Source organism: Streptomyces arenae, from assembly GCF_022343545.1.
Taxonomy (GTDB): domain Bacteria; phylum Actinomycetota; class Actinomycetes; order Streptomycetales; family Streptomycetaceae; genus Streptomyces; species Streptomyces humi.
Genome location: NZ_JAKQYH010000058.1, coordinates 1 through 26,746 on the forward strand (window position 1 = coordinate 1; position 26,746 = coordinate 26,746).

Annotated in this window: 20 protein-coding genes; 17 read left to right on the forward strand and 3 right to left on the reverse strand. The window is 72.0% G+C overall.

The annotated features are described in order from the left end of the window. Positions 1-528: 528 nt before the first annotated feature. Positions 529-1,791 carry a hypothetical protein gene (locus tag MB828_RS25835; RefSeq protein ID WP_301650286.1) on the forward strand — a complete coding sequence of 421 codons (1,263 nt, stop codon included), beginning with the start codon at positions 529-531 and terminating at the stop codon, positions 1,789-1,791. Here MB828_RS25835 and MB828_RS25840 read toward each other — a convergent pair. Then, positions 1,781-2,761 carry an ATP-binding protein gene (locus tag MB828_RS25840; protein ID WP_301650287.1) on the reverse strand — a complete coding sequence of 327 codons (981 nt, stop codon included), beginning with the start codon at positions 2,759-2,761 and terminating at the stop codon, positions 1,781-1,783. The genes MB828_RS25835 and MB828_RS25840 overlap by 11 nt on opposite strands. Before the next feature lie 100 nt (positions 2,762-2,861). Between MB828_RS25840 and MB828_RS25845 the strand changes: the two genes are divergently transcribed. Further along, a complete protein-coding gene (locus MB828_RS25845; RefSeq protein WP_301650288.1) occupies positions 2,862-3,686 on the forward strand; it encodes a Fic family protein in 825 nt (274 codons plus the stop codon). A gap of 380 nt (positions 3,687-4,066) precedes the next feature. On the opposite strand, the gene MB828_RS25850 is transcribed toward MB828_RS25845, so the two are convergent. Further along, entirely contained in the window at positions 4,067-4,891 is an 825-nt protein-coding gene (locus MB828_RS25850; protein WP_133023379.1) for an HAD family hydrolase, read from the reverse strand. A 583-nt stretch (positions 4,892-5,474) separates the two neighbouring features. On the opposite strand from MB828_RS25850, the gene ssd reads away from it, so the two are divergent. From ssd to MB828_RS25885, 7 genes are all read left to right on the forward strand, one after another. Further along, positions 5,475-6,572 carry a septum site-determining protein Ssd gene (ssd, locus tag MB828_RS25855; RefSeq protein ID WP_133023378.1) on the forward strand — a complete coding sequence of 366 codons (1,098 nt, stop codon included), beginning with the start codon at positions 5,475-5,477 and terminating at the stop codon, positions 6,570-6,572. Further along, positions 6,569-7,774: a TadA family conjugal transfer-associated ATPase gene (locus tag MB828_RS25860; protein ID WP_301650289.1), complete on the forward strand. Its 1,206-nt coding sequence runs from the start codon at positions 6,569-6,571 to the stop codon at positions 7,772-7,774. The genes ssd and MB828_RS25860 overlap by 4 nt, the downstream gene beginning before the upstream one ends. 72 nt (positions 7,775-7,846) lie before the next feature. Beyond that, positions 7,847-8,707 carry a type II secretion system F family protein gene (locus MB828_RS25865; protein WP_301650290.1) on the forward strand — a complete coding sequence of 287 codons (861 nt, stop codon included), beginning with the start codon at positions 7,847-7,849 and terminating at the stop codon, positions 8,705-8,707. Then, on the forward strand, positions 8,704-9,483 hold the full coding sequence (locus MB828_RS25870) for a type II secretion system F family protein (protein ID WP_301650291.1): 780 nt from the start codon (positions 8,704-8,706) through the stop codon (positions 9,481-9,483). Before MB828_RS25865 ends, MB828_RS25870 begins: the two co-directional genes overlap by 4 nt. 58 nt (positions 9,484-9,541) lie before the next feature. Then, a complete protein-coding gene (locus tag MB828_RS25875) occupies positions 9,542-9,721 on the forward strand; it encodes a DUF4244 domain-containing protein (protein ID WP_133023323.1) in 180 nt (59 codons plus the stop codon). Then, complete coding sequence (locus MB828_RS25880) at positions 9,708-10,079, forward strand: TadE family type IV pilus minor pilin (RefSeq protein ID WP_301650292.1); 372 nt, start codon at positions 9,708-9,710, stop codon at positions 10,077-10,079. The genes MB828_RS25875 and MB828_RS25880 overlap by 14 nt, the downstream gene beginning before the upstream one ends. A gap of 71 nt (positions 10,080-10,150) precedes the next feature. After that, positions 10,151-10,663, forward strand: coding sequence for an Rv3654c family TadE-like protein (locus MB828_RS25885; protein ID WP_301650306.1), 513 nt, complete (start codon positions 10,151-10,153; stop codon positions 10,661-10,663). Here the strand turns inward: MB828_RS25885 and MB828_RS25890 are convergent. Next, complete coding sequence (locus tag MB828_RS25890; protein ID WP_301650293.1) at positions 10,605-13,001, reverse strand: DEAD/DEAH box helicase; 2,397 nt, start codon at positions 12,999-13,001, stop codon at positions 10,605-10,607. The genes MB828_RS25885 and MB828_RS25890 overlap by 59 nt on opposite strands. A gap of 161 nt (positions 13,002-13,162) precedes the next feature. Here MB828_RS25890 and bldG point away from each other — a divergent pair, with 161 nt between their 5' ends. The 8 genes from bldG (at position 13,163) to tmk (ending at position 26,539) form a co-directional block, all read left to right on the forward strand. Beyond that, on the forward strand, positions 13,163-13,504 hold the full coding sequence (bldG, locus tag MB828_RS25895) for an anti-sigma factor antagonist BldG (RefSeq protein WP_010986038.1): 342 nt from the start codon (positions 13,163-13,165) through the stop codon (positions 13,502-13,504). Positions 13,505-13,742: 238 nt separating this feature from the next. Next, positions 13,743-14,177: an ATP-binding protein gene (locus tag MB828_RS25900; RefSeq protein ID WP_046733327.1), complete on the forward strand. Its 435-nt coding sequence runs from the start codon at positions 13,743-13,745 to the stop codon at positions 14,175-14,177. A 328-nt stretch (positions 14,178-14,505) separates the two neighbouring features. Then, a complete protein-coding gene (locus MB828_RS25905; RefSeq protein WP_301650294.1) occupies positions 14,506-16,911 on the forward strand; it encodes a sodium-translocating pyrophosphatase in 2,406 nt (801 codons plus the stop codon). A 280-nt stretch (positions 16,912-17,191) separates the two neighbouring features. Then, entirely contained in the window at positions 17,192-17,821 is a 630-nt protein-coding gene (locus tag MB828_RS25910; protein ID WP_207920560.1) for a small secreted protein, read from the forward strand. Between the two features lie 210 nt (positions 17,822-18,031). After that, positions 18,032-19,561: a class I SAM-dependent methyltransferase gene (locus tag MB828_RS25915; RefSeq protein ID WP_301650295.1), complete on the forward strand. Its 1,530-nt coding sequence runs from the start codon at positions 18,032-18,034 to the stop codon at positions 19,559-19,561. A 236-nt stretch (positions 19,562-19,797) separates the two neighbouring features. Further along, positions 19,798-19,995 carry a hypothetical protein gene (locus MB828_RS25920; protein WP_133023317.1) on the forward strand — a complete coding sequence of 66 codons (198 nt, stop codon included), beginning with the start codon at positions 19,798-19,800 and terminating at the stop codon, positions 19,993-19,995. A gap of 255 nt (positions 19,996-20,250) precedes the next feature. Next, positions 20,251-23,091 (forward strand): type I DNA topoisomerase, encoded by a 2,841-nt coding sequence (gene topA, locus MB828_RS25925; protein WP_301650296.1) that lies wholly within the window; start codon positions 20,251-20,253, stop codon positions 23,089-23,091. A 190-nt stretch (positions 23,092-23,281) separates the two neighbouring features. Beyond that, positions 23,282-26,539 (forward strand): dTMP kinase, encoded by a 3,258-nt coding sequence (tmk, locus tag MB828_RS25930; protein ID WP_301650297.1) that lies wholly within the window; start codon positions 23,282-23,284, stop codon positions 26,537-26,539. Positions 26,540-26,746 lie beyond the last annotated feature (207 nt).

Below are 26,746 nucleotides of genomic sequence, written 5' to 3' on the forward strand. Positions count from 1 at the left end.
GGCGGGGGTGTGGACGGGGGCGGGGGCGGGGGTGTGGACGCTGGGGTCGCCGAGGGGGTGACCGACGTGGTCGGGGACGTGGCCGGGGGCCGTGAGCGGTCAGCACGACTCCCGCGGTGGGGAGTTGCGGCTTCGGCGCGGGCCGGTCCCGGGGTCTCGGGGTGGGTGGGTACGCGGGCTGATGACATGTTTCCCGTCTCCTCCGGGCGGCGCGGTCGCGGAACAGGTGGGCCCCCTCGCCCGGGGGGCGGGGGCTCGGTCGCGGCCGTGGGTCACGGCGTACAGCGGCGGGATGGATCAACAATCGGTAAACGAATCGTAATGCAGAGTAAAGTCCAGGCATGGATTTTCTGCGCAAATGGTGCACATGTTCGCCCTCTTGGGTGAAGTGAGCAGTTCATCGGCTTGTCGTATTAATCCCTCTCTCGGTCCTATGCGACCTTGGCCGCGCTGTCGGCACATACCCGGCACACCGCCATGAAACGCCGTCATGGGCGTTCGCCGAGAGAAGGAAGAAGGTGGGCGGAATTGGCCGCCACCCAGAGGATCGCCGTCGGCGCCGTGGCCGCCGCGGCCTGTGCCGCGTCGCTGGCCGGTTGCGCGACCGGCACCAACTCCGAGAAAGGGGCGTCCGGGCCGCAGAAGGGAGCACCGGCGCCCCAGAACGTGGTCCGTCTGATCGGTGACGGTTCCACCGCCTACACCGGGGTGCAGCCGCATCTGCCCCGGCCGGAGAAGCTCAAGCCCGGTGAGAAGCCCCCGCAGTTCGTGGTGTTCTCCTGGGACGGCGCGGGCGAGGACAGCCAGAAGCTGTTCTCGCACTTCCGCAAGGTCTCCAAGGAGAACCACGCGACCATGACGTACTTCCTCAGCGGCGTCTACATGCTGCCCGAGGAGAAGAAGGACCTCTACCGCCCGCCGCAGCACTCGCCCGGCAGCTCCGAGATCGGCTTCAACGACGAACAGGGCATCACCGACACCGTCAGGCAGCTACGGCTGGCCTGGCTGGAGGGCAACGAGATCGGCACCCACTTCAACGGCCACTTCTGCGGCCCCGACGGTGGGGTCGGCGAGTGGTCGGTGGCCGAGTGGAAGAGCGAGATCGCCCAGGCCAAGCAGTTCGTCAAGACCTGGAAGACCAACACCGGGATGAAGAACGCCGCGCCGTTGCCCTTCGACTACGAGAAGGAGCTCATCGGCGCCCGCACCCCCTGCCTGGAGGGGCAGAAGAACTTCGTGAAGGCGGCGAGCCAGTTGGGCTTCCGCTATGACACCAGTGGCGTCAACAACCAGGTGTGGCCCAAGAAGAGGGAGGGGCTGTGGGACCTGTCCATGCAGCTCGTCCCCTTCCCCGGCCACTCCTACGAGCAGCTGACCATGGACTACAACTTCATGGTCAACCAGTCGGGCACCCGGACCCAGGGTGACCCCGACAAGTTCGACTACTGGGGCGACCAGATGCGTGACGGGCTGCTCCAGGGCTTCAACCGGGCCTACGACGGCAACCGCGCACCGCTCGTCATCGGCAACCACTTCGAGTCCTGGAACGGCGGCACGTACATGCGCGCCATCGACGACGTCGTCCAGAACGTCTGCAACAAGCCGGACGTGCGCTGTGTCTCCTTCCATCAGCTGGCCGACTGGCTGGACGCCCAGGACCCGCGGGTCCTGGCCCGGCTGCGGAGCCTGAACGTGGGCGAGGCCCCGCGGCAGGGCTGGGCGTCCTTCATGTCCGGCGGTCCCGCCCCGGCGCCGAAGGGGGTGCCCGGGGCGCCGGCGGTCAGGCAGTAGCCGCCACTTCCTCACCGAGCACGAAGCCGGGGTCGATCTGCGCGGCCAGGTCGGCCCCGGTGCGCTCGTTGCCCCAGGACAGGGCGTTCTTCAGGTGGAAGTGGGCCATCTGCCGGGTGTAGCGCTCCCAGTCCCGCAACTCGTGCGTCGCGTCAGCCGCGGCCTTGAGGCTGGTCAGGGCACGGGAGTTGGAGTCCTCCAGGAGCTCGAACCGGGGCGGCCGGCCCTTCTCCATGGCCCGCACCCAGTCCGAGTGCCCGACCGTGATCAGCAGGTCGTCCCCGACCTCCGCGCGGAGGAAGTCGATGTCGTCCTGCCCCTGCACCTTGTTGCCGACGACCTTGAGCACGACGCCGAAGTCCCGGGCGTACTCCTTGTACTGGCGGTAGACGGAGACTCCCTTCCGGGTCGGTTCGGCGACGAGGAACGTGATGTCGAAGCGGGTGAACATGCCGGAGGCGAAGGAGTCCGAACCTGCCGTCATGTCGACCACGACGTACTCGTCGGGGCCGTCGACGAGGTGGTTCAGGAACAGCTCCACCGCTCCCGTCTTGGAGTGGTAGCAGGAGACTCCGAGGTCGGCGTCCGTGAAGGACCCGGTGACCATCAAACGGACGGCGCCGCCGTCGAGTTCCACCGGTCGCGCACAGGCGTCGTACACCGGGTTGGGCTCCCGCACCCGGACCAGCCGCGAGCCCTCGCCGGGCGGGGTGGTCTTGATCATCGTCGCGGCGGAGGCGATACGCGGGTTGTTGCCCCGCAGGTAGTCCTTGATCAGGGACAGCCGCTCGCCCATCGCGGGCAGTGCGGCCGACTCCGACTCGTCGAGGCCGAGCGCGGGACCGAGGTGCTGGTTGATGTCGGCGTCGATGGCGACGACCGGCGCGCCGGCAGCCGCGAGATACCGGATGAACAGGGAGGAGAGCGTGGTCTTGCCGCTGCCGCCCTTCCCGACGAAAGCAATTTTCATGTTCACGAAGCGTAGTCGTCTGATAGCTGTGTGTGTCAGACGGAGTGAAGAAGACCACTCCTTCGTGGTGCCCGCGGTGCTGGTGCGTAGGGTCGTACTCATGAGTACGACAGGTGCGACCGCCGATCCGCTCGCGGCCCTGGGCGCGTTGCCCGGGGTGGCCGAGTCCGTGGAGTCCGTGCGCAAGGCCGTGGACCGGGTCTACGGGCACCGGGTCATGCGGCGCCGCAGCAACGCCGTCACCTCCGAGGCCGCGCTGCGCGGCGCCCGGGGCAGTGCCGCGCTCTCCGGCGCCGACTGGGCGCTGGAGGAGGTGCGGCGGCGGTCCGACTTCGGCGTCGACGATGAGGCCCGCGTGGTCGGCGCGGCCCTGCGGCTCACCGCGGAGGCGGGCCAGCTGCTCTCCATCTGGCGGCAGTCGCCGCTGCGGGTGCTGGCCCGGCTGCATCTGGTGGCGGCGGCGACCGACGGCGACGAGGTGGGCAGGCCGCGGCAGGCGGGCGAGCGGGTCGACGAGCCGCTGGTCGAGCTGCCGTTGCCGGACGCCGGCGAGGTGGCGGGGCGCCTGGAGGGCCTCTCCCAGCTGATCATCGCGGGGACGGAGGCCCCCGCGCTGGTGACGTCCGCGGTGGTACACGGCGAACTGCTCGCGCTGCGGCCCTTCACGACGGGCAACGGGCTGGTCGCGCGCGCGGCCGAACGGATCGTGCTGGTCGGCAGCGGTCTTGATCCCAAGGCGATCTGTCCCGCCGAGGTCGGCCACGCCGAGCTGGGCAGGGCCTCCTATCTGGCGGCCCTGGACGGCTACGTCTCCGGCACCCCGGAGGGGATGGCGGCCTGGATCGCCCACTGCGGGCGCGCGGTCGAACTCGGAGTCCGGGAGTCGACGGCGGTCTGCGAGGCGCTGCAGCGCGGCGCGGCGTAGGGTCCGCGGAAGCCTCGGAAAAGGGTTGCGGCGGTACGAGTACTCGTACCGCCGCTGGCATGTTCACCGGGTTACCAAGCGTCCTCGATGTGTCGCCCATCAGGTCGGGTGCTTTGCCCGTCACCTGGTGCGGCTGGCCCGTAATCGACGGGTCGACGTCGCGTGGGTGCTCGGTGTCCATGCTGGGTCCGTGGGGCCAAATGCGTATTAAAGGTGATCCTCTCGGATGTCCTTTGGTCTCGCGGGCCGCTAACCCCTTTGTACTGCAAGCCCGGAGCAAGCGGAAGCCCTGCCTACAGTTCTTTACTTTTACGTTCAAAGGCACGCGAAAAGGGCGTCGATCGGCCGAACGGGTGAATGCGGGAGCCGGGACGGCCGCGTCAGGCGACCGTGCTCCGGCGCCGGCTCGCGTACCAGACCAGTCCCGCGGTGGCGGCCGCCGCGCCTATGGCGGCCGCGGCGACCAGGGCCGGACGCGGAGGCGCGGAGATCCGCTGCTTGAGCCGTACCGGGCGGTGGAAGTCCAGGATCGGCCAGCCCTGCGCCAGGGCCTCGCGGCGCAGCGCGCGGTCCGGGTTCACGGCGTGCGGGTGTCCGACGGTCCGGAGCATCGGCACGTCGGTCGCCGAGTCGCTGTACGCGTAACAGCGCTCCAGGTCGTACCCCTCGGAGGCGGCCAGCTCGCGCACGGCCTCCGCCTTCGTCGGACCGTACGCGTAGTACTCCACCTCGCCCGTGTAGCAGCCGTCGTCGCCGACGACCATCCGGGTGGCCACCACCCGGTCCGCACCGAGGAGCTCGCCGATCGGCTCGACCACCTCCGCTCCCGACGTGGACACGATGACGACGTCCCGGCCGGCCCGGTGGTGCTCCTCGATGAGGGAGGCGGCCTCGTCGTAGATGATCGGGTCGATGAGGTCGTGCAGGGTCTCGGCGACGATCTCCTTGACCTGCTGGACATTCCAGCCGCGGACGAGATCCGACAGGTACGCGCGGGTGCGCTCCATCTGGTCGTGGTCCATACCGCCGACGAGGAACACGAACTGGGAGTACGCGTTGCGCAGCGCGCCCCTGCGGTTGATCAGACCGCCTTGGTAGAAGGACTTGCTGAAGGTGAGCGTGCTCGACTTCGCAATGACCGTCTTGTCCAGGTCAAAGAAGGCCGCTGTGCGGGGCAAGGAGTGGTTTTCCACGTCCCTGAGCATAGGCGCCCACCATTCGGCGTAAGGTGGGGCGCGTGGGTTTGCCTGAGAGGGCTCTCGGGTACACCATGGAAGTCACGGATCGTTCGCGACCGTGCTAACCCGGTCCGGCTCCTCCCCCCCCGAGTCGGCCGTGGAGACGACCCCCACTCTCCCCCCCGGTGGGGGTCGTCGCATGTCCGGATGGGTTTCTCCTCTCTCCCATGGGCCGTGAGGTCTTGGTCGGGCGGCTTCGGCCGCCCTTTTCGTATGTCCATGATCCGTCACGCTGGGTAGTCGTGGCGCTGCGCTGTGGATGTCGCACACCGCCCAGAACGGGGCTCACCGGTATGGGTGATGCCGATATTCACAAGCCCCGAGTTGTCCACAGTTTTGGACCAAGATCCACACGATTTCCGGGTTCGCTGCACCGTGATTCCTGTGCGCTCCGGCGGCGGCGAGTTCATGGCCGGTTCCGATTGCGGAGCGCCAATGGCCGGTTTCTACCGGCCGTGCATATGGAGGCCGCTTGCCGGTTCTTCACACGTTCGGGAATCGCGGGGCCGCAGGGGCCACGCGCCAGAACTCAGCCAAGGGGGAAGCTCACGTGGCCGGAACTGTCACCCAGGAACCGCCGTCCGCCGACTCGGGACGGCCCGGACGTCCGATGATCGTCACCGAGGACGCCGAACTCCTCGACGACCTGTTGCGCCTGTGCGCCGCGGCCGGTGCCAAACCAGAGGTGCACCACGGCCCACCGGAACGCGGCGGCGGCTGGGAGTCCGCCCCGCTCGTCCTGGTCGGCGACGACGCCGCAGGACGGGTGCGCGGGGCCGCGCGCCGGCGCGGGGTGGTGCTGGTCGGACACGACCAGGACGACCCCGACGTGTGGAAACGGGCTGTCCAGATCGGCGCCGACCACGTCCTCATGCTCCCCGACGGCGAGCAGTGGCTCGTGGACCGGATCGCCGACGTCGTCGAAGGAGTGGGCCGCCCGGCCCTCACCGTCGGGGTGATCGGCGGCCGGGGCGGCTCCGGTGCCTCCACGCTCGCCTGCGCGCTCGCCGTCACCTCCGCGCGGGAGGGACTGCGCACCCTCCTGGTGGACGCGGATCCGCTGGGTGGCGGAATCGACGTACTCCTCGGCGGGGAGACGGCCGAGGGGCTGCGCTGGCCGGCCTTCGCCGCCTCGCGCGGCCGGCTCGGCAGTGGCGCCCTGGAGGAGTCGCTGCCCGAACTGCACTCGCTGCGGATCCTCAGCTGGGACCGCGGCGACTGCGTGGCGATCCCGCCGCCCGCCGTCCGTGCGGTGCTCGCGGCCGCCCGGCGGCGCGGCGGCACGGTCGTCGTCGACCTGCCCCGCCGCCTGGACGACGAGACCGCCGAAGTCCTCACCCAGCTCGACCTGGCCCTCCTGGTGGTCCCCGCCGAACTCCGGGCGATCGCGGCCGCCGGACGGGTCGCTGCCACAGTCGGCATGGTCGTCCGCGACCTCAGGGCGGCCGTACGGGGGCCGTACGCGCCGGGACTGGACGACCGGGAGGTGGCCCGGCTGCTCGGCCTGCCGCTGGCCGGCGAGGTCCCCGTCGAACCGGGCCTGTCCCGTCCGCACCGGAAACCGCCTGGCTCGGTCGCGCGTGGACCGCTGGCCCGGTTCTGCAAGGACTTCTGGGAGCGGACCCTGGTCGAGGCGGGCGGCGCATGAGGCCCGGCACCGCGGTCGGGAACGGCCCGGCACCGCCGGACGGCGACGGCTCGGCCCTGCTGGACGGGGTACGGCGCTGGCTCGCCGAGAGCGGCGCCGAACCGACCCCCGCGCGGGTGGCGCAGGCGCTGCGCGCGCAGGGCCGGGTGCTCGGCGACGCGGAGGTCCTCGGCGCGGCCGAACGACTCCGCTCCGAACTGGTCGGCAGCGGCCCCCTGGAGCCCCTGCTCGCCGATCCCACGGTCACCGACGTCCTGGTGACCGCCCCCGACCGGGTCTGGGTGGACCGCGGCGGCGGCCTCGAACTGACCAGGGTCGCCTTCCCGGACGCGTCGGCGGTACGGCGCCTCGCGCAGCGGCTGGCCGCGGTGGCCGGCCGACGCCTGGACGACGCCCGCCCGTGGGCGGACGCCCGGCTGCCCGACGGCACCCGCCTGCACGCGGTCCTGCCCCCGGTGGCGATCGGCTGCACCTGCCTGTCCCTGCGGGTGGTACGGCCCCGGGCGTTCACGCTCGGCGAACTGGTCGCGGCGGGCACCGTTCCGCCCGGCGGCGACCGGATCCTGCGAGCCCTCCTGGCGGCCCGGCTGTCCTTCCTGGTCAGCGGCGGCACCGGCACCGGTAAGACGACCCTGCTCAGCGCCCTGCTCGGGCTGGTCGGCCCGGGGGAGCGGATCGTGCTCGCCGAGGACTCCGCGGAGCTGAGGCCCGAACACCCCCATGTCGTACGGCTGGAGACCAGACCCGCCAACCAGGAGGGCGCGGGCCTGGTCAGCCTGGAGGACCTGGTCCGGCAGGCCCTGCGGATGCGGCCCGACCGGCTCGTGGTCGGCGAGGTGCGCGGCCCCGAGGTGGTGCACCTGCTCGCCGCGCTCAACACCGGCCACGAGGGAGGCTGCGGCACCGTGCACGCCAACGCGGCGGCCGACGTACCGGCCCGCCTGGAGGCGCTCGGTACGGCCGCCGGGCTCGACCGGGCCGCCCTGCACAGCCAGTTGGCGGCCGCCCTGTCGGTGGTGCTGCACCTCGTGCGGGACCGGGCGGGCCGGCGGCGGATCAACGAGGTGCACGTGCTGGAGCGGGACTCGGCGGGCCTGGTGCGCACGGTACCGGCACTGCGCTGGGGCGCGGAGGCCTTCGCGCGCGAACGGGGGTGGGAGCGGCTGCGGGAGCTGCTTCGAAGTGACGTGAGTGGTGTGTGAGCCGGCGGGGGCTGAGATGGCCGCCCTGTCCGATGTGACGTGAGTGATCCGGGATGTGAAAGGAAGTTCGTGATGGGCGAGACAACGGTGGGTGCGGCCGTGGTGTGCGGCGGGGTCATGGCCTGGCTGCTGGCCGAGCGGCAGCGCGGGGTACGGCGGGCGCGACTGCTGCTCGCCGGCGGCGGGGTGGTGGCCACCGGACCGCCCTCCTGGGAGCGCGCGGTCGGGGAACTGCGGCGGCTGCACGGCCGTTGGCGGAGTGAGTGGTGGGCCCTCGCCGTCGGGCTGGCGCTCGCCTTGCTGGCCGGCTCGCCCGTTCCGGTCCTCGCGGGGGCCGCCGGGGTGCCGGTGCTGCGCCGGCTGCGGCTGGCCCGCCAGGCGCGACGCGCCCGGGAGGCACGCGCCGACGCGGTGATCGCGCTGTGCGGGGCGCTCGCCGGAGAGGTGCGCGCGGGACGGCAGCCCGGTGAGGCGCTGCCACGGGCCGCGCGGGACTCCGGGGGACTCGGCGATGCCCAGGGGGCCGTGGTCGCGGCCGCCCGCTTCGGCGGGGACGTGCCCGGCACGCTCGCGGTGGCGGCCCGGCAGCCCGGCGCCGAGGGGCTGTTGGGGCTCGCGGCCTGCTGGCGGGTGGCGGTCGACCAGGGCGCGGGACTGGCCGCCGGACTCGACCGGCTGGACGCGGCCCTGCGCGCCGAACGGGACCAGCGGGCCGACCTGCGCGCCCAGTTGTCGGGTGCCCGGGCCCCCGCCCTGATGCTGGCGGCCCTGCCCGTCCTCGGCCTGCTGCTGGGCTCGGCGATGGGTGCCGACCCGCTGCGCGTGCTGCTGCACACCGGGGCCGGCCTGGGCTGCCTGGTGGCCGGTACGGCGTTCGAGGGCGCCGGGATGTGGTGGGCGGCCCGGATCGTACGGGGAGCTGAGGCGCCATGAGCGCGGAAGTTGTCCACAGGCTGGGGGTAACGGTCGGGGTGCTGCTGGCCCTGGGCTGGTCGGCGTGGCGGACCGAGCGCGCGAGGCGCGGGCGTCGGACTCGGCGCCGGGTGGCCGCACTGCTGGCCCTCGGCACGCCGGCGCAGCACTCCGACGTCAGCGGCACGGTCCGCAGGTGGCTGCCGGTCGTCGGTGTGGTGTGCGGCGGCTGGGTGCTGATCGGCGGGATCACCGGAGCGCTGCTGGGGCTGGGCGCCGCCGTGGGGCTGTGGCGGTGGCGGCGCCGGGAGGGCGACGGGGACCGGGCGGCGCGGGCGGAGGCGGCCGAGGCCGCTCGCCAACTCCCGCTCGCCTCCGATCTCCTGGCCGCCTGCATCGCGGCCGGCGCGGGTCCGGTGGTCGCCGCCCAGGCCGTCGGCGAGGCCCTCGGCGGACCCGTCGGCGAAGGGCTCGCGCGGGGTGCGGCGGAGGTGCGGCTCGGTGGCGAACCGGCGCACGCCTGGCGGAGGTTGGCGGCGCTGCCGGGGGCCGCCGGCTTGGCCCGGCTGCTGGAGCGCGCGGGCGAGTCCGGGCTGCCGGCGGCGGTCCCCGTGGCCCGGCTCGCCTCGGACGCCCGCGCGGAGTGGGCGCGGGGCGCCACCACGCGGGCGCGACGGGCGGCGGTGCTGATCTCCGCACCGGTGGGGCTGTGCTTCCTGCCCGCGTTCATCGCCATCGGGGTCCTGCCCGTGGTCATCGGGCTGGCGGGCGGGGTGCTGCGAGGGGGTGGTGGCTGAGAGGGACGACAGCAGGCCGTCAACAGCAACTGATCTCAGAGGAGTCGAGGGAGTCGAGATGTACAGGAAAATGCGGAATCTGTTGCGCCGGGACGAGGGCATGGTCACGTCCGAGTACGCGATGGGGATCATCGCCGCCGTCGGGTTCGCGGCGGTTCTCTACGCGGTCGTGACGAGCGGGGAGGTCAGTGCGGAGCTCCAGGACATCGTGAAACGAGCCCTCAGTGCGCGGATGTGAGCGGTGGCGGGGCGCGGACCGGGGGTTCGTGACGGCGGAGGCGGCCGTGGTGCTGCCGGTGCTGGTGGCGTTCACGATGGCGCTGGTGTGGGGGCTGCTCGTGGTGGCCGCCCAGATCCAGTGCGTGGACGCCGCCCGCACCGGGGCGCGGGCCGCCGCGCGGCAGGACGCCGAGGACGAGGTGGTCGCGGTGACGAAGGAGGCGGCGCCGGACGGGGCGGCGGTGACGATCGGCCGGGAGGGCGACGAGGTCCGGGTGACGGTGGTGGCTGGGCCGCCGCTGCTGGGGGCGTTGCCGTTCGAGGTGCGGGAGTCGGCGGTGGCGTTGGCGGAGGGGCCGATGGGAGTGGCGCCGTGAGGGGCCGCGCGGTGTTCGGGCGGCTGCGGGCCGGTGGGGGCTGGTCGCGCAGTTCCCCGCGCCCCTTTGGGGTGCGTCCTGGCGGGGGTCGGTTCGAGAGGCGACGCTACTCGGATCGAGGGTCCGCCACCGTCTGGAGCGTGGGGGCGATCGCCGTGTTGTGCGTGGTGTTCGGCGTCGTACTGGGCCTTGGGCAGGCCGTCGTCGTCCGGCACCGCGCGGCCGGGGGCGCCGACATGGCGGCTCTCGCTGCGGCGGACCACTGGGCGGAGGGGACCGCGGCGGCCTGTGCCCGGGCCGACCGGGTGGCGCGGGCGCAGGGCACGCGGCTCACGCGGTGCGTGATCGTGGGGGACGTCTCGGATGTGACGGCGGCGTCAGGAACGAGGTTGTTCATGGCAGAGGTCAGGGCCAGAGCGGCTCCAGTCGGCGACGCCTGCAACGCGCCCCGAAGGGGCGCGGGGAACTGCGCGACCAGCCCGCACCGACCCGCAGCCGGCCGACAACCCCAGGCCCCGACGGCGCCTAGCCCTCCGGCGCCCCGTCCGGCGGCCCCTCCGGCGCCCCCTTCAGCAGCACCGTGAGGAGTCGCACCGCCCCCCGCTTGTGCAGCGGCTCGTTCCCGTTGCCGCACTTGGGGGACTGGATGCAGGACGGGCACCCGGCGTCGCACTCGCACGCCGCGATCGCCTCGCGCGTCGCCGTGAGCCACGCGCGGGCCGTGTGGAAGGCGCGCTCCGCGAAGCCCGCGCCACCCGGATGGCCGTCGTAGACGAAGACCGTCGGCAGGAGCGTGTCGGGGTGCAGCGGGATCGACACGCCGCCGATGTCCCAGCGGTCGCAGGTCGCGAAGAGCGGGAGCAGGCCGATGGAGGCGTGTTCGGCGGCGTGCAGGGCGCCGCCGAGGATCTCCGGGCTGATCCGGGCCTCGTCCAGCTGGTCCTCGGTGACGGTCCACCACACCGCGCGGGTGCGCAGCGTACGAGGAGGGAGGTCGAGTTTCGTCTCGCCCAGGACCTCGCCGGTGATGAGCCGGCGGCGCAGGAAGGAGACCACCTGGTTGGTGACCTCGACGGAGCCGTAGCAGAGGCGGCCGTCGCCCCAGGGGACCTCGACGTCGGTCTCCAGGACGGAGATGGCCGTGGTGTCGCGGGCGACCGTGGAGTACGGCGGCTCGGCCTGTTCGACCAGGGCCACCGAGTCCTCCAGGTCCAGGGACCGCACCAGATAGGTGCGGCCCTGGTGGAGGTGGACCGCGCCCTCGTGGACGGTGGAGTGCGCGGCGCCCGCGTCGACCGTGCCGAGCAGGCGTCCGGTGCCCTCCTCGACGACCTGCACCGGACGGCCGCCCTCGCCGCGGATGTCGGTCAGGTCGGCGGCCCGCTCCCGCCGGGTCCAGTGCCAGGCCCTGGTGCGGCGGCGCAGCAGCTTCGCGGCCTCCAGCTGCGGCAGCAGTTCCTCGCAGGCGGGGCCGAAGAGCTCCAGGTCGTCGTCGGTGAGCGGGATCTCGGCCGCGGCGGCGCACAGGTGCGGGGCGAGGACGTACGGGTTGTCGGGGTCGAGGACCGTCGATTCAACCGGTTGGTCGAACAGGGCCTCGGGATGATGGACGAGGAACGTGTCCAGCGGGTCGTCGCGCGCGACCAGCACCGCGAGGGCGCCCTGACCGGCGCGGCCGGCGCGGCCCGCCTGCTGCCACACAGAGGCCCTGGTACCCGGGTACCCGGCGATCAGTACGGCGTCCAGTCCGGAGACGTCCACGCCCAGCTCCAGGGCCGTCGTGGCGGCAAGCCCGAGCAGTTCCCCGGAGTGCAGCGCGCGTTCCAGGGCGCGCCGCTCCTCGGGGAGGTAGCCGCCGCGATAGGCCGCGACACGCCGGGCCAGGGAACGGTCCACCTCGGCGAGCCGTTCCTGGGTGATGACGGCGATCAGCTCCGCGCCGCGTCGGGAGCGCACGAAGGCGACCGAGCGCACGCCCTGCACGGCTAGGTCGGTCAGCAGGTCGGCGGTCTCCGCGGTGGCGGTCCGGCGGACCGGGGCGCCCTTCTCGCCGTGCAGCTCGGTCAGCGGCGGCTCCCACAGGGCGAAGACCAGTTCGCCGCGCGGGGAGGCGTCGTCGGCGATCTCCACGACCGGCAGGCCGGTGAGGCGGCGGGCGGCGACGGCCGGTTCGGCGGCGGTGGCGGAGGCCAGCAGGAAGACGGGGGAGGCGCCGTAGCGGGCGCACAGGCGGCGCAGCCTGCGCAGCACCTGGGCGACGTGCGAGCCGAAGACGCCCCGGTAGGTGTGGCACTCGTCGATGACGACGTACTTCAGCGACTTCAGGAAGGAGGACCAGCGCGGGTGCCCGGGGAGTATCCCGCGGTGCAGCATGTCCGGGTTGGTGAGCACGTAGTTGGCGTACTGGCGCACCCATTCGCGTTCCTCGTACGGCGTGTCGCCGTCGTACACGGCGGGGCGTACGGCGTTGCCGAGCGGATGTGAAAGTTCCTTCACGGAACGGCACTGATCCGCCGCTAGTGCCTTGGTGGGCGCCAGGTAGAGGGCGGTGGCACCCCGGCCGTTCGGGGCCTCGGAGCCCTCCAGGAGCGTGGACAGGACGGGCACGAGGTACGCCAGGGACTTGCCGGAGGCGGTGCCGGTGGCGACCACCACCGAGTCGCCGTCCAGGGCGTGCTCGGCGGCCAGGGCCTGGTGCTCCCAGGGATGCTCGATGCCGCACGCCCGTACGGCCGCGATCACCTCCGAGCGAATCCGGTCAGGCCAGACGGCATGCCGACCCGCGCGCGGGGGCAAGTGCTCCGTATGAGTGATGCGCGAAGCCCGGCTCGGCCCGGAGGCGAGCCGGTCCAGGACCGTGCCCGGAGCGAACCCGGACACGGCCGGAACCGGCGGTCGATCGGATCGGTGATTTATGGCCATCGGGACCGAGTGTGTCACCGGCGTGACGGACAATGGGGCCAAGGCGTCGTGCACGCCTGCCGTAAGTGATTGAATGCCATCGCGGCTGGCGAACGTCCCGAGGGTCGCAAGCCGAGGTGTCCCAAGGGGCGACCGCTCGATAGCAAGGTGCTGGAGGATCCGTGGACCTGTCCCTGTCGACCCGTACCGTCGGCGATCGTACGGTCGTCGAGGTCGGTGGCGAAATCGACGTATATACCGCGCCCAAGTTGCGCGAGCAGCTGGTCGAGCTGGTGAACGACGGGAATTTCCACCTCGTCGTAGACATGGAGGGCGTGGACTTCCTCGACTCCACCGGGCTCGGCGTGCTGGTCGGCGGCCTGAAGCGGGTGCGTGCCCATGAGGGTTCGCTGCGCCTGGTGTGCAACCAGGAGCGCATTTTGAAGATCTTCCGCATCACCGGCCTCACCAAGGTGTTCCCGATCCACACCTCGGTCGAGGAAGCGGTGGCGGCCACCGACTGACCCGGACCGGCCGACGCGTCCCGGACCGCCCATCGGTCCGCGGCGTCCGGCCGGTCCCCGGCACGGCCCTGTGCGCTTCGCGCGCGTGTCCGTGCCACCCCAGCCCGCTCGGGCCCGTGTGCCTGTGCCGGCAGCCGTTCACGGGTCGTGGTGCCCGTGGCGGACGCAATTCATCGGGGGGTCCGGGCACTCGGCGGCCCGGCCTCCCATCGCACGCCCGTAGTTCCGAGGGGGACGTATGGCCACCGTTGAACTCCGCTTCAGCGCGCTGCCCGAGCACGTCCGCACCGCCCGACTGGTGGCGGCGGCGGTGGCGCGCAGGGCCGGAGTGGACGAGGCCGTCCTGGACGAGGTCCGGCTGGCCGTGGGCGAGGCCTGTTCCCGGGCCGTAGGTCTGCACCAGGGCGCCGGCATCACCGAGCCGGTGCGGGTCGCGCTGATCGAGGACGAGAAGCAGTTCTCCATCGAGGTCGGCGACGACGCCCCCCGTTCCACTCCCGGTGACGGGGCATCCGGTGCCTCGGCGGAGGCGGACGTGGAGGCCGAGGAGGACGAGATGGGCCTCGCGGTCATCAGCGGCCTCGTCGACGACGTGGAGGTCACCGCCGGAGAGTACGGCGGCCTGATCCGTATGACCTGGCCGACCGTCCCGCCCGGGGTCGGGCTCACCTGAGAGCCACCCGACCGAAGACAGAAGGGCCCTGCGAGCAGGGCCCTTCTTCTTATTTTCCGCCGGATGTCATCCGGTCGCCGAATTCGTGAAATGATTCACGATCAATGCCTGGAAGATCGCCCGATAATTCGATCAAGCGTCGATTGCTCCACTGGTGATCGTCAATGCTTTTAGGGCGTTACCACTTTTGGGTTGGGTGGCATGACCTCGATCATTTGCTGAAGAGCACGAGAAGGCCAATTCCGTTTACCGTCCCCTGTTTAGATCACTCCGGGGTACCTAGAATCCGTCCACATCTTGAGCTCAGCCCAAGCGTCAAGGAGGACGAATGGCGGGGCTTTCTACCCCTCATCAGTTGGGCCACACCACAACCGTCGCGGCCGCGGTCCTGACCGACGACAACCGGGTCCTGGTGGCGGTCATCGCCGCCGTGGCGCTGGCCGCGCTCGTGGTCGCCTGGATCCTGGTCCGTCAGGTACTCGCGGCCGGCGAGGGCACCGACAGCATGAAGAAGATCGCGGCGGCGGTCCAGGAAGGCGCGAACGCCTATCTGGGCCGACAGTTGCGCACCCTCGGCGTATTCGCCGTCGTGGTGTTCTTCCTGCTCCTGCTGCTGCCCGCGGACGACTGGAATCAGCGCGCCGGCCGGTCGATCTTCTTCCTGATCGGCGCGGCCTTCTCGGCGACCACCGGTTATATCGGCATGTGGCTCGCCGTACGCAGCAATGTGCGGGTCGCCGCGGCGGCCCGCGAAGCCACTCCGGCGGCCGGCGAGCCGGAAAAGGATCTCACCGCCGTCTCGCACAAAGCCATGAAGATCGCTTTCCGCACGGGCGGCGTCGTCGGCATGTTCACGGTGGGGCTCGGCCTGCTCGGCGCCTCCTGTGTGGTGCTGGTGTACGCGGCCGACGCGCCGAAGGTGCTCGAGGGCTTCGGCCTCGGAGCAGCCCTCATCGCGATGTTCATGCGGGTCGGCGGCGGCATCTTCACCAAGGCCGCCGACGTCGGCGCCGACCTGGTCGGCAAGGTCGAACAGGGCATTCCGGAGGACGACCCGCGCAATGCCGCGACCATCGCCGACAACGTGGGCGACAACGTCGGCGACTGCGCGGGCATGGCGGCCGACCTCTTCGAGTCGTACGCCGTGACCCTGGTCGCCGCGCTGATCCTCGGCAAGGCGGCCTTCGGCGACTCCGGACTGGCCTTCCCGCTCCTGGTGCCGGCGATCGGTGTGCTCACCGCCATGGTCGGCATCTTCGCGGTCGCCCCGCGTCGCACCGACCGCAGCGGCATGAGCGCCATCAACCGCGGCTTCTTCATCTCCGCGGTGATCTCGCTGGTGCTCGTCGCGGTCGCGGTCTTCGTCTACCTGCCGGGGAAGTACTCCGACCTGGACGGCATCGGTGACGCGGCCATCCGGGCCAAGGACGGCGACCCGCGGATCCTCGCGCTCGTCGCGGTCGCCATCGGCATCCTGCTGGCGGCCGTCATCCAGCAGCTGACCGGGTACTTCACCGAGACCAACCGGCGTCCCGTCATGGACATCGGGAAGACCTCGCTGACCGGCCCGGCCACCGTGGTCCTCGCCGGTATCTCGGTCGGCCTCGAATCGGCCGTCTACACCGCCCTGCTGATCGGCCTGAGCGTCTACGGCGCGTTCCTGCTGGGCGGTACGTCCATCATGCTCGCGCTGTTCGCGGTCGCGCTGGCCGGCACCGGCCTGCTCACCACGGTCGGCGTGATCGTCGCCATGGACACCTTCGGGCCCGTCTCCGACAACGCCCAGGGCATCGCCGAGATGTCCGGGGACGTCGAGGGCGCGGGCGCGCAGGTGCTCACCAACCTGGACGCGGTCGGCAACACCACCAAGGCCATCACCAAGGGCATCGCGATCGCCACCGCCGTCCTCGCGGCGTCGGCGCTCTTCGGGTCGTACCGGGACGCGATCACCACGAACGTCCAGGACGTGGGCGCGAAACTGACCGGTTCGGGCTCCCCGTTGACCCTGTCGATGGACATCTCGCAGCCCAACAACCTGGTCGGTCTCATCGCCGGCGCGGCGGTCGTCTTCCTGTTCTCCGGACTCGCCATCAACGCCGTATCGCGGTCGGCTGGTTCGGTGGTCTTCGAGGTGCGGCGGCAGTTCCGCGAGCACCCCGGGATCATGGACTACACGGAGACGCCCGAGTACGGCAAGGTCGTCGACATCTGCACCAAGGACGCGTTGCGGGAGCTGGCCACGCCGGGACTGCTCGCCGTGATGGCGCCCATCTTCATCGGGTTCACGCTCGGCGTCGGGGCCCTCGGTTCGTACCTCGCGGGCGCGATCGGCGCGGGCACCCTGATGGCCGTCTTCCTGGCCAACTCCGGTGGCGCCTGGGACAACGCCAAGAAGCTCGTCGAGGACGGCCACCACGGTGGCAAGGGCAGTGAGGCCCACGCCGCCACGGTGATCGGCGACACGGTCGGCGACCCCTTCAAGGACACCGCGGGACCCGCGATCAACCCGCTGCTCAAGGTCATGAACCTGGTGTCGCTGCTCATCGCGCCCGCGGTGATCAAGTTCTCCTACGGCCACGACAAGAGCATCGGGGTCCGGATCCTGATCGCGGTCCTCTCGCTGCTCGTGATCGTCGGAGCGGTCTACGTCTCCAAGCGCCGCGGCATCGCCGTGGGCGACGAGGAGAACGCCGAACGGGTGGCCAAGCCGGCCGATCCCGCGGTGGTTTCGTAGGCGGTCTTACGACGCCCACCGGGACCCTCCCGAGAGGTCCCGGCCAACGAGCGGGCGGACGGCGCGTGTTGACGCGCCGTCCGCCCGTTCCGTGTTCCCGCGCCCGCGCACGGCTCCCGACGTGCGCGCCCTGTGCCCGAATTGCGGGACAAGAGTCCTGTGTGCGCCGTTTCGTCGTGAGCCTTCTCTCCCGCGAGCAAAACATCATAAAAGCGGACTAAAAGGTGCCGATCGTGAGGGTGGCGGCCCTCCGCCGTGTAGATTCCGGGGGCCGAGAGCCATGGAAGGGACCGATCCGGTGAACAAGAAGCTCGCGGCCGCACTGTCCGGCGGTGCGGTACTGGCAGGGGCGCTGTCCGGGTGCAGCAGCGGCGACAAGGGCCCCGACCCGAAGCTGATCGCCTGGGCCAAGACCGTGTGCGACGCGGTCCCGGCGCAGGACGCGAAGATCAAGGCGGCCAACGAGGCGATCGCTCAGACCGCCTCGAACACCACGAGTTCGCCCGCCACCATCCAGAAGACCGACTCCCAGGCCTTCCAGGACATGTCCGACGGCTACAAGGCGCTCGCCGCGGCCATCAGCGGTGCCGGGGCGCCGCCCGGGATCGACGACGGCGCCAAGCGCCAGCAGGACGTCGTCAAGAACCTCGACAGCCTCTCCGCGTCCTACGCCGACCTGAAGAAGAAGGTCGACGCGCTGAACACCAAGGACCAGGCGAAGTTCGCCTCCGGGCTGCACGACGTCGCCGCCCAGATGGCCGACCTGGAGACGCAGAACAAGAGCGGCACCCAGGCCCTGGAGGCGCTGGAGCAGGGCGAGGTCAAGAACGCGATCGCCGAACAGGCCAGCTGCAAGAAGGTCGCCACGACGTCGGGAGCCTCGGCCTCGGCCTCGTCGACCGCAGGCTGACGCCCCAGGGAACCCCCGGACCCGCTCCCGCCCCGGCCCACCACGGCCGCGCCGCGGTGTCGCGGCGGTTTGGGTCGTGGGCCGGATTCGCGGAGCCGCGGGCCCGGCGGTCGTGTGACGGCGCGGTGTCGTGGTCGGGGGTGTCGGCCGGTGGGTGGCGGTTCCGTGGGGGTGTGCTGAGGCCGCGTTGCCGGGTGGGGGCGGGCCACAATGGAGGGCGTGACTGACTCCGGCCTCGCCAACCTGCCCGCCTCCGACCGCCCCGACGTCGCCGCCCGGCTGCGCACCGCCCTGCTGGGCGCCTCCTTCACCGCCGACGGGCTCCTGGAACTGCTCGGCGCCCCCGCCTACGCGGCGCTGGCCCGCAGCGAGACGGTGCCCGCGCTCCGGGCCACCCGCGGGGACACGCCGCTGGAGACACTCGTACGGCTGTTCCTGCTCCAGCAACCCGTGCCGCACGCGCGCGCGGCGGACTTCCTGCCCGTCGGCGACCTCCTGGAGACCGGCTGGCTGACCCGTGCGGGCGGTGACGAGGTCGCCGCCTCCGTGGACGTCCGGCCGTACGGCGGGCCCGACGGGGAGGACTGGTTCATCGTGTCCGACCTCGGCTGCGCGGTCGGCGGAGCCGGCGGCATCGGACAGCGGAACGAAGAGGTCGTCCTGGGGGTGGGCGGCGCCTCCACGACGCTGGCCGGCATCACCGTCCGGGCGCCCGTCGCCGCCGCCCTCGACCTCGGCACCGGCTCCGGGATCCAGGCGCTGCACGCCGCCCGGCACGCCACGCGCGTGACGGCGACCGACCTCAACCCGCGCGCGCTGCACATCACGGCACTCACGCTGGCGCTGTCCGGCGCACCCGCGGCCGACCTCCGCGAGGGCTCGGTCTTCGAACCCGTCCGGGACGGCGAGACGTACGACCTCATCGTGTCCAACCCGCCGTTCGTGATCTCGCCCGGAGCCCGCCTGACGTACCGGGACGGCGGGATGAGCGGGGACGATCTGTGCCGCTCGCTCGTTCAACAGGCCGGGGAGCGGCTGACCGAGGGCGGGTTCGCGCAGTTCCTCGCCAACTGGCAGCACGTCGCGGGGGAGGACTGGCAGGACAGGGTCAGGTCGTGGGTGCCGCGCGGCTGCGACGCGTGGATCGTGCAGCGCGAGGTGCAGGACGTCAACCAGTACGCCGAGCTGTGGCTCAGGGACTCCGGCGACCACCGCGGGGACCCGACGGAGTACCAGGCGCGGTACGACGCGTGGCTCGACGAGTTCGAGGCGCGCAAGGTGAAGGGGGTGGGCTTCGGCTGGATCACGCTGCGGAAGACGGGCGCCGCTGTGCCTTCCGTCACCGTGGAGGAGTGGCCGCATTCGATCGAACAGCCGCTCGGTGACACGATCCGGGCCCACTTCGACCGGCTCGACTACCTCCGTGACCACGACGACGCCGATCTCCTCGAAGGGCACTTCAGGCTCGCCGTCGAGGTGGTCCAGGAGCAGGTCGGGCTGCCCGGTGCCGAGGATCCCGAGCACGTGGTGCTGCGCCAGCACCGCGGGATGCGCCGCGCGACCAAGGTGGACACGGTGGGCGCCGGGTTCGCAGGGGTGTGCGACGGCACCCTGAGCGCGGGGCGGATTCTCGACGCCATCGCACAACTGATGGGTGAGGACCCGGTGTTGCTGCGCGACCGTACCCCCGCGCAGATCCGGCTCCTGGTGGAGCAGGGGTTCCTGGAGCCGGCCGGCTGACGCGGGCTCCGCGTACGGTCCGGCGCGCTCGGCGGCCGGCAGGACACGCCGGAAAATGAAAAAGGCCGGAAAAATGTGGCCGAACGATCACCGAATCCCCGATCGACCGGATGTTCGAATGGAGGGCGGCTCCTCGTTCACCTGGATTTCTCCCACCGGCCGCCCGCCCGCCGCCCGCGCGTGCAAGTCTCCGCAGGCTGGGCAGTCGCGGACGGCAGGGAAGGGGCGCACGGGCCATGGAGAGCGGACCGGCGATCTTCGCGGGGGCGGTGTTCGCCCTGTTCGGAGGCGCGCTGCTGGTGTGGACCGGCGTCCGGGTCCGGCGTGGCGAACCCGTCGCCCAGGGGGTGGGACAGGTCACCTCGGCGGCCCTCGCGGGCCTCGCCGCGGTGGCGTCGCTGGCTCTCGGGGCGTACTGCCTGACCCGCCTGTGAGGGCTGCGCGCGGGTAAGGGGAGCGTGCCGCTCCGGGCTGGCCTGGGAGTGCGGCCGGGGACTCCGGGCGGCAGGAATGGCGGTAGTCGGGTTACCGTTCGAGTGGCCGTTGTGGGCTTTTCCCGTTTGACACGGGGGCGGGATGTACCGTCACACTCCGCAGCGTCACCAAGTGAGCGGACATCCGTGTCCGTGCCACGGCCCCGGGACCAAGGCCTGGGGAGGCCCCAGCGTCGACCGGAGAGAAGAGCGAAGTTGTCCCCGACCAGCGAGACCGCACAGGGCGGCCGCCGACTCGTCATCGTCGAGTCGCCTGCCAAGGCGAAGACGATCAAGGGCTATCTGGGCCCCGGATACGTCGTCGAAGCGAGCGTCGGGCACATCCGTGACCTTCCCAACGGCGCCGCCGAGGTGCCCGAGCAGTACACCGGCGAGGTCCGGCGGCTCGGCGTGGACGTCGAACACGACTTCCAGCCCATCTACGTGATCAACGCCGACAAGAGGGCGCAGGTCAAGAAGCTGAAGGACCTGCTGAAGGAGTCCGACGAGCTCTTCCTCGCCACCGATGAGGACCGCGAGGGCGAGGCGATCGCCTGGCACCTCCAGGAGGTCCTCAAGCCGAAGATCCCCGTCAAGCGGATGGTCTTCCACGAGATCACCAAGGACGCGATCCGGGCCGCCGTCGCCAACCCGCGCCAGCTCAACCAGAAGCTCGTCGACGCCCAGGAGACCCGGCGCATCCTCGACCGCCTCTACGGCTACGAGGTCTCGCCGGTCCTGTGGAAGAAGGTCATGCCGCGCCTGTCGGCCGGCCGTGTCCAGTCCGTCGCCACCCGGCTCGTGGTCGAGCGGGAACGCGAGCGGATCGCGTTCCGTTCCGCCGAGTACTGGGACCTGACGGGCACCTTCGCGACCGGCCGGGCGGGCGACCCGTCGGACCCGTCCTCGCTGGTCGCACGCCTCCAGGCGGTCGACGGCAGGCGTGTCGCCCAGGGCCGTGACTTCGACTCGCTCGGACAGCTGAAGACCGCGAACACCCTCCACCTCGACGAGGCGAACGCCCGCGCGCTCGCCGCCGCCCTGGAGAACACCCGGTTCGCGGTCCGCTCGGTCGAGTCCAAGCCGTACCGCCGCTCGCCGTACGCCCCGTTCCGTACGACGACCCTCCAGCAGGAGGCCTCGCGCAAGCTCGGCTTCGGCGCGAAGGCCACCATGCAGGTGGCCCAGAAGCTGTACGAGAACGGCTACATCACGTACATGCGTACGGACTCCACGACGCTGAGCGACACGGCGATCGCGGCCGCCCGTGCCCAGGTCACGCAGCTGTACGGGGCCGACTACCTGCCCTCCGCCCCGCGGACGTACGCGGCGAAGGTCAAGAACGCGCAGGAGGCGCACGAGGCGATCCGCCCCTCGGGTGATCGTTTCCGCACGCCCGCCGAGACCGGCCTGACCGGCGACCAGTTCAAGCTCTACGAGCTGATCTGGAAGCGGACCGTCGCCTCCCAGATGAAGGACGCGACCGGGAACTCCGTCACCGTGAAGATCGCCGGCACCGCCGCCGACGGCCGGGACGTCGAGTTCAGCGCCTCCGGCAAGACGATCACGTTCCACGGCTTCCTCAAGGCCTACGTGGAGGGTGCCGACGACCCGAACGCCGAGCTGGACGACCGGGAGCGCCGGCTGCCCCAGGTCGCCGAGGGCGACGCGCTGTCCGCCGAGGAGATCACGGTCGACGGGCACGCCACCAAGCCCCCGGCCCGCTACACCGAGGCCTCGCTGGTCAAGGAGCTGGAAGAGCGCGAGATCGGCCGCCCGTCGACGTACGCGTCGATCATCGGCACCATCCTCGACCGGGGCTACGTGTTCAAGAAGGGGACGGCCCTGGTGCCCTCCTTCCTGAGCTTCGCCGTGGTCAACCTGCTGGAGAAGCACTTCGGCCGGCTGGTCGACTACGACTTCACCGCCCGCATGGAGGACGACCTCGACCGCATCGCCGCCGGTCAGGCGCAGGCCGTGCCGTGGCTCAAGCGCTTCTACTTCGGCGAGGGCACTGCCGTCGGTGGCGCTGCCGACGCCGGCAACGGCGACGGGGATCACCTCGGCGGCCTCAAGGAGCTGGTGACGGACCTGGGTGCGATCGACGCGCGCGAGGTGTCGTCGTTCCCGGTGGGCAACGGCATCGTGCTGCGGGTCGGCCGCTACGGGCCGTACATCGAGCGCGGTGAGAAGGACTCCGAGGGCCACCAGCGCGCGGACGTGCCGGAGGACCTGGCGCCCGACGAGCTGTCCGTCGAGCTCGCCGAGGAACTGCTCGCCAAGCCGAGCGGCGACTTCGAGCTGGGCGCCGACCCGGAGACGGGCCACCAGATCATCGCCCGTGACGGCCGCTACGGCCCGTACGTCACCGAGGTGCTCCCCGAGGGCACCCCGAAGACCGGCAAGAACGCGGTGAAGCCGCGTACCGCGTCGCTCTTCAAGACCATGTCCCTGGACACGGTCACCCTGGCGGACGCGCTGAAGCTGATGTCGCTGCCACGGGTCGTCGGCGCCGACGCCGAGGGCCAGGAGATCACCGCGCAGAACGGGCGCTACGGGCCGTACCTGAAGAAGGGCACGGACTCGCGTTCGCTCACCTCCGAGGACCAGCTCTTCACGATCACCCTCGACGAGGCGCTGGCGATCTACGCCCAGCCCAAGCAGCGCGGCCGGGCCGCGGCCAAGCCGCCGCTGAAGGAGCTGGGCACCGACCCGGTCAGCGAGAAGCCGGTCGTGGTGAAGGACGGCCGCTTCGGGCCGTACGTCACCGACGGGGAGACCAACGCGACCCTGCGCTCCGGCGACAGCGTCGAGACGATCACCCCGGAGCGCGGCTACGAGCTGCTCGCCGAGAAGCGGGCGAAGGCGCCCGCGAAGAAGACGGCGAAGAAGGCGCCTGCCAAGAAGACGGCCGCCAAGAAGGCCGCGCCGGCGAAGAAGGCGGCGGCCAAGAAGACCGCGGCGAAGAAGACGACGACGGCCACGGCCGCGAAGAAGACGACCGCCGCGGCGAAGAAGGCGACGGCGTCTCCCCGGACGACAACCGCGGAGGACTGAGCCCGGCGGACAGGGGTGAGCCTCGCGGGCCGGCGGCCGGGAAAGCCACCGGGTTCACAGGGGTTCACGATCGTCACATCGGTCACATCGGCTTCGCAATGCGAACGCCCCGGCATCAACTTGGTGTCGGGGTGCGCGTACCTGTGGACGGTCGCGGCGGGCTGTCGGCGGCTGCCGATAGGCTGAAAGCATGACGCGAGCCGAGCAGCCAACGGCCCCCAAGACAGACCCCGACGACGCGCTGGTAGCGGATTCCCGCGAGCGCGCCGTCCGCTCGCTGTTGCGCCGACCAGAGTTGAGGCGGTTGTGGAGCGCCCAACTGGTGAGCGGCGTGGGCGACAGCCTGGCACTGCTCGTGCTGGTGGTGCTCACGCTCCAGGCGGCCATCGCCGAGGGCTCGTTCGGCGGCGGCTACCGAGGTGTGGCGTTCGCGGTGGCGATCGTCTTCGGGGTGCGCGTTCTCGCCACCCTGCTCTTCGGCGCGGTCCTGCTGGGCCCCCTCACCGCTCTGACCGCGGCCGACGGCCCGCTCGACCGCCGCTGGACCATGGTCGGCGCCGACGGACTCCGTGCCGTCCTGCTGATCATCGCGCCCCTGTGGATCGACTGGACACCCCAGAACGCCCCGGCGCTGCTCCTGGTGACCGCCTTCGTCACCGGGATCGCCGAGCGCTTCTGGACCGTCTGCCGGGAGAGCGCGGCCCCCGCGCTGCTGCCCGCCCCGCCCCTGGAGGGCGCGACGGTACGACCGCTGCCCGACCACCTGGACGCCCTGCGCCGGCTGTCGCTGCGCACCACCTTCCTGGCGGTCCCGGTCGCGGCGGCCGCGCTCGTCGCCGCCTCGCTGGTCAACAACCTGCTGGGCACCGGCATCGCCTGGTTCGCCCAGCACCAGGCCGCCCTCGCCTCGTACGTGGCGGCGGGCCTGTTCGCCGGATCCCTGTCGGTGCTGGTGTACCTGGAGGTGCCCGGCACCCGCACCCCGCGCGCGCGGTCGCCGCTCGAGGGCCTGCGCCGCCCCAGGACCGGCACCGGCACCGACACGGGCCGTACCGGCGTCATCCCGCTGCTGGTGCTGGCCTGCGCGGCCGTCGCCGGCGCGGTCTCCGCGGCCGTCGCCGTCTCCGTGCTGCACGCCAAGGACCTGGGCGGCGGCCCGGTCCTGTACGGCCTGCTGGTGCTCGCCCTGACCGGCGGCGTCGCCGTCGGCATCCGCACGGCGCCCCAGCTGCTGCCGACGCTCTCGCGCCGCCGGCTGCTGTCCCTGGCCATCGCCTTCACCGGTATCGCACTGCTGGCCGCCGGCCTGATCCCGGACGTCACCACCGTCCTGCTGGTCGTCGCGCTGGCCGGGATCGGCGCGGGCGTGGCCGCCAACACCGGGCACACCCTGCTCGACCAGGAGACCGAGGACTTCCGCCGGGCGCGCACGACCGAGCACCTGCACGCGGTGGTCCGGGTCGCCATAGCGCTCGGCGCGCTGATCGCGCCCCTGGTGGCCGCGCTGATCGGGCCGCACCGGCTGGAGAACGGCAAGTTCGTGTTCGCGCACGGCGGCGCCGCGTTCACCCTGATGCTGGTCGGCGCGCTGCTGCTGCCGGTGGCCGCGCTGGTGCTGGCCAAGGTCGACGACCGGGCGGGCGTACCGCTCCGCCTCGACCTGCGGGACGCGCTGCTGGGCGGCGACGACCCGGCCGAGGCGCCCACCGCCAACGGTTTCTTCATCGCCCTGGAGGGCGGCGACGGCGCCGGCAAGTCCACCCAGGCCGAGGCCCTCGCCGAGTGGATCCGCGCCAAGGGCCACGAGGTCGTCCTCACCCGCGAGCCGGGCGCCACCCCGGTCGGCAAGCGGCTGCGTTCGATCCTCCTCGACGTGTCGTCGGCCGGTCTGTCGCACCGTGCGGAGGCGCTGCTGTACGCCGCCGACCGCGCGGAGCACGTCGACACCGTGGTGCGGCCCGCCCTGGAGCGCGGCGCGATCGTCATCTCCGACCGGTACATCGACTCGTCCGTCGCCTACCAGGGCGCGGGCCGCGACCTGTCCCCGACCGAGGTGGCCCGCATCAACCGCTGGGCGACCGACGGGCTCGTACCGCACCTCACCGTCTTGCTGGACGTGCCGCCGGAGACCGCCCGCGAGCGGTTCACCGAGGCCCCCGACCGGCTGGAGTCGGAGCCCGCCGAGTTCCACGCGCGCGTGCGGGCCGGTTTCCTCACGCTGGCCGCCTCCGACCCCGGCCGCTACCTGGTGGTGGACGCGGGCCAGGAGGCCGAGGCCGTCACCACCGTCGTCCGGGCCCGCCTGGACACCGTGCTGCCGATGTCGGAGGCCGAGATCAAGGCCGCCGAGGAGGCTCGCAAGAAGGCCGAGGAGGAGGCCCGGCGCAAGGCCGAGGAGGAGGCCGCCCGCAAGGCCGAGGAGGAGCGCCTGGAGCGCGAGCGCCAGGAGCAGCTCGCCAAGCTGCGTGCCGAGGAGGAGGAGCGCAAGCGCCGCGAGCTGGAGGAGGCGCAGCGCAGGGAGGCCGAACGGCAGGCGGAGGAGGCCCGGCTGCGTGCCGAGGAGGCGCGTAAGCGGGCCGAGGAGGAGCAGGCCCGGCTGCTCGCCGAGGAGAAGGCACGCGCGGAGGCCGAGGCCCGCCGCAAGGCCGAGGAGGAGCGGCGCCGCAAGCAGGCCGAGGAGGAGGCCCGGCTGCGCGCCGAGGCCGAGGAGCGGCGCCTGGAGAAGCAGCGCAAGGCCGAACAGGCCCTGGTCGCGGCCGAGCAGGCGCGGCGCGCCGCGGCGGAGGCGGCGGCAGCGGCGGACGTGGCCGCCCACCAGTCGGCGGCCCCGCAGCCGAAGGCCCCCGGCGTCACTCCGGAGGCGATGACCGTGCCGACGCCCGTGGTGCGGCCGGAGGGCCGGGACGACGAGACGAAGGTGCTGCGTCCGGTCCGGGACGAGCCGGCGCCCGCGGCCCGGGAGTCCGAGTCGGAGGTGACGGCGAAGCTGCCGCAGCCGCTGGTGCCGGCCGAGGAGCCCGGGGGAGCCACGGACGAGACCGCGGTGCTGCCTCCGGTGACCCCGGGCGCCGCGGACGAGACAGCGGTGCTGCCGCCCGTGGGCGCGGCCGACGAGACGGCGGTGCTGCCTCCGGTGCGTGACGGCGCCCCGGGGCCCGGGGACGACCCGGCGGACCGGGTGCCGCGCGGCTTCTTCCGGGACGAGCGGACGGGCGCCGGCCCCGACGGTTCCGAGGACCGCACGCGCGAGATGCCGCAGCTCGACGCCGACCACGGTGCCGGTGCCGAGGCTCCGGCCCGGCGGGAGCGTCCCCGGCCCGACTGGGCGGAGGAGACCCCGCTGGACGACCTGCCGTCGCTGGCGGACGAACTGCTGGGGTCCTACGACGAGCAGGGGACCGACTCCGACGACGACCGGGGCCGCAGGGGCCGCGGGCGGCGCGGCTGAGGCACCGCCGCGCCGGGCGGTACGAGTGCGCGGGGGTGGTGCCTACGGGTGCCGCCCCCGTTGTCAGTGGGCGCCCGCACAATGGAAGCGGGACAGGGAAGCCGGACCGGACGCGTGTACCGGTGGCGTTTGTACGCGTGCAGCGGTGACGCCCGTATCGGTGAGGTTCGTTAGGTGATGTTGTTCGGTGGTGTTGTTCGGTGGCGT